Annotated in this window: 11 protein-coding genes and 1 tRNA gene; 5 read left to right on the top strand and 7 right to left on the bottom strand. The window is 46.4% G+C overall.

What is annotated here, in order from left to right:
- The first annotated feature begins 244 nt into the window (after positions 1 to 244).
- Positions 245 to 919 (top strand): 7-cyano-7-deazaguanine synthase QueC, encoded by a 675-nt coding sequence (gene queC / locus K4039_RS29275; protein ID WP_265240035.1) that lies wholly within the window; start codon positions 245 to 247, stop codon positions 917 to 919.
- Between the two features lie 273 nt (positions 920 to 1,192).
- On the opposite strand, the gene K4039_RS29280 is transcribed toward queC, so the two are convergent.
- Together K4039_RS29280 and K4039_RS29285 are read right to left on the bottom strand one after the other, a co-directional pair.
- Entirely contained in the window at positions 1,193 to 2,668 is a 1,476-nt protein-coding gene (locus K4039_RS29280; RefSeq protein WP_321161676.1) for a hemolysin family protein, read from the bottom strand.
- 68 nt (positions 2,669 to 2,736) lie between these two features.
- On the bottom strand, positions 2,737 to 3,429 hold the full coding sequence (locus K4039_RS29285) for a hypothetical protein (protein ID WP_265240036.1): 693 nt from the start codon (positions 3,427 to 3,429) through the stop codon (positions 2,737 to 2,739).
- Positions 3,430 to 3,616: 187 nt separating this feature from the next.
- Between K4039_RS29285 and K4039_RS29290 the strand changes: the two genes are divergently transcribed.
- Positions 3,617 to 3,689: transfer RNA gene (locus K4039_RS29290), tRNA-Ile, on the top strand.
- 245 nt (positions 3,690 to 3,934) lie between these two features.
- Here the strand turns inward: K4039_RS29290 and pyrR are convergent.
- The 4 genes from pyrR to K4039_RS29310 all read right to left on the bottom strand — a co-directional run bounded on the left by pyrR (position 3,935) and on the right by K4039_RS29310 (position 6,808).
- Positions 3,935 to 4,468 (bottom strand): bifunctional pyr operon transcriptional regulator/uracil phosphoribosyltransferase PyrR, encoded by a 534-nt coding sequence (gene pyrR / locus K4039_RS29295; protein WP_265240037.1) that lies wholly within the window; start codon positions 4,466 to 4,468, stop codon positions 3,935 to 3,937.
- A gap of 269 nt (positions 4,469 to 4,737) precedes the next feature.
- On the bottom strand, positions 4,738 to 5,817 hold the full coding sequence (gene cbiB, locus K4039_RS29300; protein WP_265240038.1) for an adenosylcobinamide-phosphate synthase CbiB: 1,080 nt from the start codon (positions 5,815 to 5,817) through the stop codon (positions 4,738 to 4,740).
- Positions 5,818 to 5,943: 126 nt separating this feature from the next.
- Entirely contained in the window at positions 5,944 to 6,327 is a 384-nt protein-coding gene (locus K4039_RS29305; protein ID WP_265240039.1) for a GFA family protein, read from the bottom strand.
- Between the two features lie 37 nt (positions 6,328 to 6,364).
- The gene (locus K4039_RS29310) at positions 6,365 to 6,808 is read right to left on the bottom strand and encodes an Rrf2 family transcriptional regulator (RefSeq protein ID WP_265240040.1); all 444 of its coding nucleotides are present in this window, start codon (positions 6,806 to 6,808) and stop codon (positions 6,365 to 6,367) included.
- A 265-nt stretch (positions 6,809 to 7,073) separates the two neighbouring features.
- On the opposite strand from K4039_RS29310, the gene K4039_RS29315 reads away from it, so the two are divergent.
- From K4039_RS29315 to K4039_RS29325, 3 genes are all read left to right on the top strand, one after another.
- Positions 7,074 to 7,460: an AbrB family transcriptional regulator gene (locus K4039_RS29315; protein ID WP_106150812.1), complete on the top strand. Its 387-nt coding sequence runs from the start codon at positions 7,074 to 7,076 to the stop codon at positions 7,458 to 7,460.
- A gap of 250 nt (positions 7,461 to 7,710) precedes the next feature.
- A complete protein-coding gene (locus K4039_RS29320) occupies positions 7,711 to 7,854 on the top strand; it encodes a hypothetical protein (protein WP_265240041.1) in 144 nt (47 codons plus the stop codon).
- 222 nt (positions 7,855 to 8,076) lie between these two features.
- Positions 8,077 to 11,745 (top strand): PAS domain S-box protein, encoded by a 3,669-nt coding sequence (locus tag K4039_RS29325; protein ID WP_265240042.1) that lies wholly within the window; start codon positions 8,077 to 8,079, stop codon positions 11,743 to 11,745.
- 649 nt (positions 11,746 to 12,394) lie between these two features.
- Here K4039_RS29325 and K4039_RS29330 read toward each other — a convergent pair.
- Positions 12,395 to 13,498, bottom strand: coding sequence for a site-2 protease family protein (locus tag K4039_RS29330; protein WP_265240043.1), 1,104 nt, complete (start codon positions 13,496 to 13,498; stop codon positions 12,395 to 12,397).
- Positions 13,499 to 13,616 lie beyond the last annotated feature (118 nt).

The following is a 13,616-nucleotide window of genomic DNA, read 5'->3' on the forward strand; positions in this document are numbered from 1 at the left end:
GTTGAAATTATTTGATCTTCTTCTGAAGACTCGGCGGTTGAAACCGCGTCTACACAAACAAAACCCGCCGACGCGGGTTGAAGAAAACTCTGCGGTTGAAATTATTTGATCTTCTTCTGAAGACTCGGCGGTTGAAACCGCCGTCTTCGTTTTTGTAGACGCGGTTTCAACCGCCGTCTCATCTTGTCAATTGACAACAGATTTGATATAAATATAAACGCTGATGCGATCGAGGATGTTTGAAGTGAAAGCAGTTATTTTATTGTCGGGAGGGCTGGATTCCTCAACAGTTTTATATCAAGCCAAAGCCGACGGCTGCGAGTGTTACGCGATTTCCTTTGACTACCAACAAAGACATCGGCGGGAGTTGGATTCGGCACGGGCGATCGCACTTTCAGCCCACATTAAAGCGCATCAGGTGGTAAACTTTGACTTGACGCTGTGGGGCGGTTCGGCTTTGACGGATAATGAGATGGAATTGCCGATCGATCGCAACCTTGCAGAAATGTCGCAAAACATCCCCATTACCTACGTTCCAGCTAGAAATACGATTTTTCTCAGTTTTGCCCTCGCCTACGCCGAAACCCTAGGAGCTCAGAGGATTTACATCGGTGTCAACGCTTTAGATTATTCCGGCTATCCCGACTGTCGCCTCGATTACATCCAAGCAATGCAGGAAGTCTTTCGCTTAGGAACCAAGCAGGGAAGAGAAGGAGAAGCTATTAAGATTTTCACACCTTTGATCGAACTTAAAAAAACAGAAATTATTGAATTGGGGAACAATTTGGGAGTGCCTTGGGAGCAAACTTGGTCTTGTTATGCAGGCGGCAAAAGTGCGTGCGGTGTTTGCGATTCTTGTCGGCTGCGGCTGGCTGCTTTTGAGGAATTGGGGTTGAAAGATCCCGTGCCTTACGGTTAAACATAACTTGCGCGCGACGGCCCAGAAACCTGGTTTTTTCGAGCCTCTTCGCTGCCGCTGAATTTGCGCCCCAAAGGTGCAACGTTAGATGATTTAGTAGGCGGCGACTTCGAGCGAGTAGATTATGTAGGCGTTGGGAGCATCTCAGTTTTGCATTTGAGTGCGAGCGTCCCCGCTCGCGAGTACAATACGCGAGCGGGGACGCTCGCACTATCATAAAAAAAATGCTTTTTGCAAAACTGAGATGCTCCCTCGGCATTAACTAAAAGATTCTTAACTAGACAATCTCGCGCCTCCTCTCAACCCGCTATTCGATCGCCCTTTCGCCACAACTTCCCCGCCCGCAGCGACAATTTCACCCAAAATATCGCCAGCAGTCGCATCCAGCAACTGAATTTGAATTTGATCCAAGCGGGGCCCGATCGCCGAAACCACCGTAAGTTCCGCATTGTCGCCGCGCCAAACTTCCCCAACAGCCGGCATTCTTTGCAACTGATAGCTCAGAAAACCTCCGATAGTCTGATATTCGTCAGCTACCGGCAAATCCAAATTCAATATTTGATTCACATCATCTACATTTAACTGCGCTTGCACTAAAAAAGTGCGATCGTCCAATACTTGCAAAGCTATTTCTTTACTGTCAGGCGACTGGTAAGTGCGCCCGATAATTTCGGCGATCAAATCCCTCAGTGTGACTAACCCGGAAATGCCGCCAAATTCATCAACTACGATCGCAATTTCTTCCGACGAACTCTGCATCAAAGGCAGCAATTCCCCCAGCAGCATCATCTCCGGCACAAACCTCACCGCACCCATCCAAGTTACAATTTCCGTGTCGGGAGATAGCAAACCTTCAGCTAGAGGTTTTGCAAGTTGTTTGAAACCAATAATGCCAATAATATCGTCTAAAGAATCTCCCGTCACGGGATAGAGGGAATGGTTGGAAATTGCCATTTCGTCGAGCAAAGTTTGAAAGGTAGCCGTCTTGGAAAGTGCGATAATGCTCGGCCTCGGCACCATCACTTCTTCTACCCAAACTTCGCCAAATTCAAACACGTTATTGAGCAGTTCTCGCTCTTCTGCTTCCAAGCCGCTTGATTCGCTGGAAGTAGCTATAATTAATTGCAGTTCTTTGGGAGTAACTGGCCGGTGTTTGAGGTCGTATTCGATTCCCGCAAACCGCAAGAGCGATCGAGTGGATTGATTGAGAAACGACACAAAGGGATTGAACAAACGAGAAATTAATAAACTTGGAGGCCCTAAACTTCTGGCTAGCTGTTCGGAATAAAGTAACGCTACAGATTTCGGAAACAGTTCGCCGAGTACGATTTGTAGGTAAGCTAGCAGGAAAAAAGTTACTATTGATATTCCCAAAGAATGGGCGAGAGCCGACTTGATGTAAAGTGGCAGCGGCAAACTGGCGATCGACATTCGGACTAGCACGGCGATCGTATCTTCCCCAATCCAGCCGAGAGCTAAACTAGAAAGAGTGATTCCCAACTGCATTGTTGAGAGCAATCGCTCGATACTTTTCTGCAAAGATTGAACAGTTAGAGCTGCAATGTCGCCAGCCTCGACTAACTGATTGATGCGCGATCGGCGTACCGTCACCATCGAAAACTCAGCCGCTACAAAAAAAGCATTGATTGCAATCAGCAGCAGCACTGACAGCAACCGCGACAGCACCTCTGTCGGAGTCATCGCGGGTAAATCAGCTATCTCCTGCACTCTCGCCCCTAAAAGTGACACAATGCTCCCTAGAACAACTTTCTCGATCGAACCTGAGAATCGGTCTGGAGGTTTTGCTCCTGATTGTCTTACTTCGCCACTGGAATGCCAGATATTTGCAACTGGAGTTTTTGACCTGGATAATCTGTCAATGTCAGCGAAACTTCTTTAGCATTTTCCAGCAAAGCTGTGGGAATACTCACCGTACCGTAATACACCTGCCCGTTGGGGGGCAGTTCCGCCGGCAAATCCTCGGCAGTCGCCGAAAGGGCCCGCCCTTGATTGTCAGTGACGTTCAAGAAACTGTAGAGAAACCTCACAGCTTGGGAACCTTCGTTTTTCATGCTCACGTCTAGCAGCATGGAGTTGCTGCGCTGACTGGTGGCGCTTACTTCCAGAGTTACTCCCCCATCGCGACTGTTCAGCGGAAACTTGGCGCTGACATTTGGCGTGGCTGTTTTTTTAGCTGTGGCTGATTTAGAGCTTGCCTTGTCTGCTTTAGTATTTGCCCCGACCGTTTTTTTGTCAGGATCGCGACCTTCTATCCGCGCTTTGACGGTTTTGAGAATGTCTGTTTCTTTCAAAATGCTCACTTGCTCTTTGCTAGCGGCAGTTCCCTGCTTGCCAGTGCCAGCATTGTTGCTGGGGCGAACATCGGGTTGAGTCGTTCCTTTCAAGGCTTCGCGACCTGTAGTAAATCCCAAAACAGAACTCGTCACACCTGCTCCAAACATTAGAGTTAGCAGAATTAGAGTCAGCACTACTGTTGAATTCACTGCCATTGCCTATAATTTTATGCCGAGGGAATAGAAACTGCTTTGTCCGGTCGATCGGTCGTCGGCACATTGGCGTTCCAGGCGATCGGGACTCAACAGATCTAAAGATTTTGATTTTTGTTCTATAGTTCTAGCACGGACTGGGAAATTATGTTATTATTGATTTTCAGTTGGATCGAACAAATCGATTTAACGGCAGTTGGCCGAGCGGTTTAGGCAGCGAACTCATAATTCGCCCCAGGCAGGTTCAACTCCTGCACTGCCGATTTTCATTGAATCAAGACGCTCCGCGCGTGGGCCCAAAACCCGGTTTCTTCTCTGATACCAGTTCTGGCTCCCGTGGGGCTAGAAACCGGGTTTATACGAAAAATTTGTGACGAGTCACGAAAAATATAGGAAGAAACCCGGTTTCTGAGGCTAGGGGGCGATCGCGATCTCCTGAGATGGATCGCGATCTCTTAAGCTCGCACGCTCACTCCCAAAATTATGATTCCGATCGTTGGTCAACATATCAACCCTTAATCAATTCCACTCCGTAGCGCCCATCGTACTCTTGAACGTAAACCTTAACTTGTTCTTCCTTTGCAGTCGGCAACTTTTTACCCGTAAAATCCGGCTGAATCGGTACTTCTCGGTGGCCGCGATCGACTAATACCGCCAACCAAATTTTCTCCGGCCGCCCGTAATCGTTTACCGCATTCAAAGCCGCTCGAATTGTTCTACCTTTATATATAACGTCATCTACCAACACCACCGTTTTGCCAGTCAAATCGAAAGGAATTTCTGTTTTAGCCGGTGTTCGCATCGCAACTCGATCCAAGTCATCTCGGTAAAAGGTAATATCCAAAGCGCCCACCGGTACTTTGACTTGTTCGAGGACTTCAATTTGAGCTGCCAACATTTGAGCTAGCGGCACTCCTCTAGTATGAATTCCCAACAGCACTAACTCCGAGGGAGCCCCTGATTTTTCGACAATCTGGGAAGCGACGCGGGTGAGAGTTCGCCTCACTTCATCCGGGGATAAAATTTTGATAATTTTAGTCATTGCTTGCTGGGAGCTAATGGTTGGCTGTTGGCGAATCGAAGAATTTGAGATTTGGGATTTGAGATTTGAGATTGACTCGACAAATTAATCTGAGGGTTGGAACAATTTTAGATGTGAGACTTCGGCGTGAGTGCGAGCGTCGAACGATTTTAGATTTTAGATTGACTTGATAGATGAATCTGGGGGTGGGAACTACTAACGTCAAAACTTTTTGGGATCTGGCAGACTCCTGTCGGAGGGCTGTATCTGTCTGCGGGTGAGGTCAGCAGTTAGCGGCTCAAACATAATAAGGTATAAAAAAGCAATGATAGTCCCAACCAAATCAGAAAGCAATACCGAGTTAACTTTAATGCTCGGTCAATTTGCTGCGGTGCGATCGCCCGAATCGGCTCTCCTAGCAGCGGTTTGTGTTTGATCACTCCGCGATAGGAATTTGTACCTCCTAGTTGTACTCCCAAGATGGCGGCGTAGACGCACTCACTCCAACCGGAATTGGGACTGGCATCTTTAACTGCATCTCTCTGACAAATCTGCCAAATGTACATCGGTTTGCCAGATATCAAGGCTAAAGTAATCACTGTTAGTCGGCAAGGAATCCATGTCAACACGTCATCTAGTTTGGCGCTAAACCATCCTAAATCAGTGTATGGCGCTTCTTTGTAGCCGACGGTAGAATCTAATGTGCTGGCTGCTTTGTAGGCGATCGCACAGGGGACGATCGCCATCGCCCACATCGAGTTAGGAGCGATCGGCAAATTGGTAACAGTTAATAATAGATGCGGCAGAGCGAACCCAACTAGGGCATAAAATAGCGGTGCTGTCACGCCATCAACGGCATTCTCTGTTACAGTTTCTAACAATGCTCGCAGAATTTCTGGCTCGGATAAGTTTTCAGTATCCCGGCCGACGTAAAGGCTCAACCGTTCTCGCGCTTTGACTAAATCTCCAATATTTAAAGGTGCGAGCACGTCTTGGGCCGCCGCCCTTAAACTCCTACCGGCAAAACAGCTAGCCAGCAAAATGGTCTGTAGGGCAATGCCTAAAATAGGATGCACCCAACTAGCAGCTTGGACGATCGACCAACTGACAGTATAACTGCCTAGAATCAACCCGATCGCTAGTATTGTACCAGCACATCGTAGCAGCAGTTTGTGCCGATCGCCGGCCGGACGATCGCCCGCAGGAGCCATTTTGTCTGCGGGATTATTCCATATACTAAAGACAATTCGAGTATAGCGGTCGATCGCCCAACCCATCGCCTGCACGGGATGCGGCCAACCCCAAGGATCGCCGATCGCATAATCTAATACCGCAGCTAAAATCAAAACAGCAAATTGATCGAGCACCATTATATATTGTGCCAAACTTGATAGTCCGTCAGAGTATGAGCGATCGTGTTTCTAGCACAGCTTTTAACTGTGGCTACCATTGTGGACTTGGATTTTTGATCCCTGATTTTAACTGCTGAGATTACTTTAGTCGCCCAGCAAGTGTACGTTCTGCTCCCAATCAACACCGTCAAAGGGTAGAATCTGAAATTTGGAAACGGCATCTGAGTCAAGACAGCGGACGTTGACATCGAATTGATCGGGATGCGATCGGGGGCGATAGAACGAGTGAATACCACAAATTCGGCAGAAAGTATGTTTGGCAATTCCTGTATTAAACGTATAAGTTGTCAAAACATCTTCGCCACACATTAATGTAAAACGTTCCGGCGGCACAATTAGGTGCAAAAATCCCTTCTTTTTACAGATAGAGCAGTTGCAGTCTGATGCTTCGTGTTTGTCAACCGTGACTGTAAAGCGGACAGCACCGCAATGACAGCCACCGGAGTAGGTAACAAGTGTTTCGTCCATGTGTGCAAGCTGGCGATCGAATAAATGAACTTACCATCTAAATGATAAAGCTAGTTTCTTCCCCAAGAGCCGCTTGCCAACTGCGGACATCATAGTATAAGTCTTCGAGGGAAATACTGTATAGCGCTTCGGCCAGTTTTTTGTGCAATCGGTTCCACAAACTGAATGTTACCCAGTCCTCTGCTTGAGTCGCGTCAGGAGAATGTCGAGGTAAAGGTTCAATAGTTTCCCCTACAGCCTCTAAGATTTGTCCTAAAGAGATTTGAGCGGGTTCGCGGGCCAATTGATATCCTCCCTGGGAACCCCGAACTGATTGGACTAAACCGGCTCGTCGCATTTCAATCAGCAATTTTTCTAGATATGGAGCCGGTAACTCCTGTCGGTTCGCGATCGATTTCACCGATGTCGGGCCAAAGCGAGGTTGCAAACTTAGATCCAGTAATGCTTTGACACTGTAGTGTCCGCGTGTGGTTAACTTCATGGGATTTTCAGATGGGGGCAAATATTCAGCTAGCTGATAGCTGATAGCTTATGCTAGCGAGTTTAGAGATTGCTCGCTTGCCTTGCAGCTACTCCTCAAGAAAGACTGCACGTTGTTAAAAATATTTAGACAATAGTGGTTAACAATTGAGCCGATCGGTGTAATATGGTTTTACGACCAGCTATAAAGCTAAAGTTTCTTGGTCAAACCAAAAACCAACCGAGAAAAAATCCGTACACCAGTTGAATATTTCAGGACTCAGTAAATGGCTAAAAAGAAAAATATCGAACCCCTTGAAGGCGAAGGTCTGATCAAAAAGGTCAAAGACCTAGAGAACCTTACCAAGGAAGAAAAAGCTAGAGCCTGTGGCTACTACACCATTACCAAAAATGGCGTAGAACGGGTGAACATGATGAAATTCCTGAATGCGCTGATTGATGCAGAAGGCATTCAGCTTGACGGGAAGCAAAATGGTAATGGACGTGGCGGACGCTCAGCTAGCTATCGGATTAGCGTTCAATCTAACGGCAACTTACTGATTGGAGCCGCCTACACCAAGCAGATGGAACTTCAGCCGGGAGATGAATTTGAAATCTCTCTGGGACGCAAGCACATTCACCTGCGCCAAATCGATCGCGAAGAAGTATCCTAGGCTTTTACGACTTGCTTTGACTTCTTGCTTGAACTGGTTGGTTTGACTTCAAGCATTGAATGCAGGCAGAGAGTTGGCTCTGAAATTTTTCAGTGCGCCTAAAACAGTATGGCTTCTATAGATGGCAATGGCTCGACAAAAGCCACTGCCACTACTTTATATTTTCCGAGAATACCTATTCTCGCCCCTCGCTATATCCGTTTGGACAAGCGGGGATTTTCCGTGTAACTGTTGAGTTGACAGTTGGCAGTTGGCAGTTGACAGTTGGCAGTTGACAGTTGACAGTTGCTCGAACGAAGAGGGAAGAAGGAAGAGGTTCGAGGGAAGTTCGGCAACGGATTTTATAACGGATTTAACGGATGTCACGGATGAGGTTCGGCAGCGGATTTTATAACGGATTTAACGGATGTCACGGGTGAGGTTTGAGGCAATAAGCAGGTTTGGTTGAGGTGAGAAACTGCACTTCGCCAAGAAAATGGCGGACGTATTCTCAAAATCTAAAATCTAAAATCTAAAATCTAAAATCGAGTGACTGGAAGTAAACAAGCTCGATCGCCCTACGTGAAATTAGAGGCCGAAACAGTTACAGTGTTAGGGAGCAGTTAGTCCCCAGCCTATGCCGTTGTCCCGATTCGCGAGCAAAACTTCCCAACAGCCCACAAAAATACCCCTACGCTGCGTTCTAGTAGGCTCTTTTGTGGTGCAAATCGTCGCAGCAGTCGGGATTGTCGGATATCTGTCCTTTCGCAACGGAGAAAGAGCAGTCGAAGAGCTCGCCGAAAAATTGATCGCCCAGACGGGGAAGAGAGTTGAAGAACAACTGACTGGTTTTCTGGAAAATACTCACTGGGTAAATCAACTCAACGCTGAAGCGATCGATCGCGCGGAATTAAACTTAAATTTAGAACAGCCCCAGCCTAGGGGAGAGAAGTTCCTCTGGCAGCAAATGCGATCGTTTAAAAGCATTCAGTGGATGTCCCTGGGTTCTGAAAAAACAGGAGAATATCTCGGTATTTGGCGCAACCCGATCGACAACAGTTTGCAAATTGTCGCCGCTAACAAGTCTACCAACTCTCATAACATCTACTACGCGACCGACAACAGAGGCACTCGCACCGCCAAATTAAACACAGAAGCGGGAACCTACGATGCCCGCCGGCACCCCTGGTACAAAGAAGCTGTTGCAGCTAATAAACCGATTTGGACGAGCATTTATCAGGGTTTGACTCCGGGGACTCTGTTTATGGCGGCGAGTCAACCGATTCGCGATCGCAATGGTAAATTACTGGGAGTTAGTGCGGTAGATTTTTCGATCTTGGAAATTCAGCAATATCTCGATCGCCTCAAGTTTAGCAAAACGGGGGCAATTTTCGCGATCGAACGATCGGGCTTACTGGTTGCCAGTTCGAGTCAAGAATCATCCTTTAGAAAGATGTTGGGAAAGCAACAACCCCAGCGGCTGAATGTTTTAGACAGCAAAACTCCTGTCATTCGCACCACAGCTAAGTATTTGTACGAACACTTCGGAGGCTTTGGTGAGATTAACCAGCAGCAGCAACTGAAATTTAGCCGAGACGGGCAGGAATATTTTGTGGAAGTGCTGCCGTTTTCTGATAGTTACGGTTTGAACTGGCTGATTGCGATCGTAGTTCCCGAATCCGATTTCATGGGGCAAGTTAACAGAAATACCCGCACTACAATTTTACTTTCTGCGGTGGCGCTCCTGCTATCGACAATTGCCGGAGTTCTGACAGCTAGGTGGGTAACGCTGCCGTTGCTGCGGCTCAACGAAGCAGCTAAAGATATCGCCCAAGGAGAATTCGATCGCACTGTTGCTGTCAGTAGGCTGGATGAAGTGGGCGCATTAGCCCAGTCTTTCAACGAAATGGCAACTCAACTGAAAAAGTCTTTTCAAGCTTTGGCCGAAAGCGAAGCAAAATTTGCCAAGCTGTTAGAAAGTTTGCCCGTTGGAGTGACAGCCCTGACTCCGACTGGTAGCACTGTTTTTATGAATTCGGTGGGAGGAGAGATCACCGGCAAAGGGGCGATGCCCAATACAACCGCAGCAGAACTCTCAGCAACTTATCAGCTTTATGTAGCAGGAACCGATCGACTTTATCCGATGGAAGACTCCCCGTTTGCACGAGCGGTGAGGGGTGAAGAAACGCTGGTTGAAGATATGGAAATTCGCCCGGATGGGAAAAATATTCGATTGCAAGTGCGATCGGTGCCGGTGTTTGACGCTGGGGGCAATGTTGTTTATGTGATTATTGTTTTTCAAGATATCACCGATCGCGCACAGGCAGAGCAAATATTGGCTGACTACAACCGCACCCTGGAAATTGAAGTAGCCTCGCGCACGATCGAGTTAGCCGAAATCAATGCCCGCTTGGAGATCGAAATTGATGAGCGCCACCAAGCTGCAAAAATTATCCGCAAAGAGCGGGACTTTAACTTCAAGATTATTGAAAATTCTCCGATGTTTTTTGTGGCGATCGACTGTGAGGGTAGAATCCTGCGGGCGAATGACTGTATGCTGCAAGCTGTGGGCTATACTGCCGCAGAAGTTATCGGCAAAGATTACTTAGCTATATTTGTACCGGAGGGCGATCGAGCCGGATTGCACTCGATTTTTAAGGGCGTCAAAGCCAGCCCGCAAACGGTTAACGAACACCAAATTATCACCAAGTGCGATTCCCTAGGAGATAGCAGCACCGCGCGTACTTTGTTAGTCGAGTGGCACGGCACGCCCGTTTTGGATGAAAATGGCAATTTTGACTTTTTGTTTGGGTTTGGGATTGATATTGGCGATCGCAAACAAGCACAAATAGCCTTGCAAAAAAGCGAAGCTCTATTTCACAAATTAGCAATCACTGTTCCCGGAGAACTTTACATATTCGTGCAGCATCCCGACGGCTCAGTCAAGATGGAATACATCAGTCCGATGTGCCGAGAAATTCAAGAATTAGAGCCGGAGGAAATCAAGAACAACTCTGCTTTACTCTACGAACAAATGCACCCGGACGATCGCCCCAACCACTTCGAGGCCATTGTCAAAAGTGCCGCAAATCTCGAACCATTTGTCCACGAGTGGCGGATTGTGACAGCATCGGGAAAACTCAAATGGCTGCAAGCTTATTCTCGACCAGAATTGCGCGAAAATGGAGATATCGTCTGGCACGGCATAATACTCGATATTAGCGATCGCAAACAAGTAGAACAACAACTCAAAGAAGCCGCATTAGCAGCAGAAGCTGGAAACAAAACTAAAAGCATCTTTCTCGCCAACATGAGCCACGAATTGCGAACCCCCCTCAACGCCATTCTCGGCTTCGCTCAATTAATGGAACCCAGCACTAATTTAACTTTGCCGGAAAAAGAAAATATCAAAATTATTCGCCGCAGCGGAGAACACCTGCTTCAACTGATCGATAGAGTTTTAGACTTATCTAAAATTGAAGCAGGGCGCATGACAATCTACCCCAAATGCTTTGATTTGTACCGCTTGCTGGGCGACTTGCAAAATATGTTCCAAATTCCGGCACTAAATAAAAAAATCAAATTAATTATTGACTGCTCCTCGGATGTCCCTCAATACATAGAAACCGATGATATTAAGTTGCGAGAAGTGCTGATTAATCTCTTAGACAATGCAGTTAAATTCACCCAAAATGGCTCAGTATCAGTCACCGTGGGAGCGAACAAAGAAGGAATAACAAAGCCTGTCAAAGAAGAATTTGTTAATTCATCTAAAAACTTCCAAAAAGTTTTTATTTGGTTTGAAATTGCCGATACAGGAGTTGGCATCGCCCCGGAAGAATTAGATAGTATATTTGAATTATTCATGCAAAGTTCATCGGGTAAAACACTTCAAAAAGGTATGGGTTTAGGATTAAGTATCAGCCGCGAGTTCATAAAATTAATGGGCGGCGAAATTACCGCCGAAAGCGAAGTAGGACGGGGTACAGTCTTGAAATTTGACATTCCAGCCGTTACAGCAATCGCCCCGGTTGAAGTCAATAATTTTTCGGATAGTTCAACTATCCTCAAACAAGAAATATTGGATAGTTCTGAAATATTTACGCTTAACTCAAAGCCGCAAGTTCCCCCAGGATGGACGAGCAATCTTAAACAAGCAGTCCGTGAGGCTGATTTCGATTTGATTGCTACAACAATTGAGGAAATCCGCAGAGAAAACGAGCTTTTTGCCGAAGTCTTGATGAATCATTTAGATAATTTTGATTATCAAGAAATCCTAGATTTAATTGCAGAAATTGAAGTGTAAGATGTGCAATGCGAAGCTTATATTATTCTCAAAAAGTATTGTTAAAAACATTTTTGATGCTGATTTTCTCGACTATGATGTAATACCATTTTTTTAAAATCGTGCAACACTCTTCGACCCCCCCTAGCCCCCCCTTGTAAAGGGGGGGAACAAGAATACTGTTGCATTCTTTTTTAAAATTGGTATAATATCAAGGTTCGTAGTGCGGACTTTAGTCCGCAAATTAAGGAACGAAAATTTAATAAATTAAATCTCTGCCACACTCTTCTGTTTCCAGAAGCGGCAAGTCCAAGAGAGGCAGAGCCTCCGGATCTGCATTACTTTCGCAGAGCCTGGTAACGAGTAAAGACTATGATAATTAAATACGGTTCACTTAAGACTATCCCCCCTAACCCCCCTTAAAAAGGGGAGTAGGGGGTGGGACAATAAACCTCTCAAAGTCCCCCTTTTTAAGGGGGATTTAGGGGGATCTCCGGGGTATAAATAGTGTTAAGTGAACCGTATTTTATTATAATTATCATTGTTGATTTGTAGCTAATAATTTAAGGTTTGAATTGAATTTTGTGAAGCTAGAGTTAACCCCCCCGATCGCCCTTTTGGTAAGAGCAATCGAGGGGGTTAACTATTATTTGTCAAGTATCTGAGGGTATCAAGCAGGGTCTGCTTGAGCTCGTTTTTGTAGCAGGCGGGCAATTTCTGCTTTTTCTACAAGTCCCACGAGAACTCCGTTTTCGCGAATCACGGGGAGCTCTTGGACTTTGAGTGTTTCCAGAAGGGTGACGACTTCGAGGAGGGATAATTCTGGTTTGACTGTGGTGGTAAATTCGATCGGCTTCACGAGTTCTTTAACCAAAACTTGGGGCCAGGTACCGGTGGGGATGGTTTTGATGTCGTCAAGATCGATCGCACCTACCAATTGTCCCGCATCGTCGGTAACTAAGAACCGGCGCCAGGTATGAGTGCTACCAATCACGTAGTTGTTGGCAAATTCTCTGAGCGATAAGTTTTCTGGGACGATCGGGCTTTCGGTAGTCAAAGCATCGGCGGCTGTCAGCCCTGCGAGTTCATTTTGGACTGTGGCATATTGTGCAGATTGACCAGCATTTTGCAGCAAGAACCAACCGATTACTAAATTCCAAATATTGCCGAAGATGCCTGTAGCAATAGCGATCCAACCAATTATTTGACCGACGCGGCTAGCAAAGATTACGCCTTTATAAGGGTTGCCGGTAATCTTCCAGACGATCGCTTTGAGGATGTTGCCGCCGTCGAGGGGCAAACCCGGAATTAAGTTAAATAAGGCTAAAGCTAAGTTGATCGAAGCTAAAAGTCCGACGATGGCTGCTGCGGGGCCTGTGAGGGCTGCACCAACGCCGATAACTGTTAACAAACCGGACAAAAATAAGCTAACCAACGGGCCTGCAATCGCTACCCAAAATGCTTCGGCTGGCGTTTTCGATTCTCTTTCCAAATTAGCCAGTCCGCCAAACAGAAATAGCGAAATTGATTTCACGCCAATTCCCTGTTTGATGGCTACCCAACTGTGTCCTAATTCGTGGGCTAAGACGGAAGCAAATAATAGTAAGGCTGAAAATAATCCTAGCAACCACGGCGCTACAGGGCCTAATGTGGGAAACAGGCCAGCTAGTGCGCCGCCGTATTGCCAAGTTACTAAACCCAGAACTAAAAACCAAGATGCGTTGACATAAAAGGGAATTCCAAACAGGTTGCCGACGCGAAATGTACTATTCATATATGACGACCTCTGATATTATGGGCGAGAAGTTTTTTTCTCTGTTTCCTTATAGTAACGAAATGTAACTGAAATGTTAATGCTTCAATTAGGGTGTTATCCGTCTGTAGAGGTTCGG

The organism is Lyngbya sp. CCAP 1446/10 (assembly GCF_026130175.1).
Classification (GTDB): Bacteria; Cyanobacteriota; Cyanobacteriia; order Cyanobacteriales; family Microcoleaceae; genus Microcoleus.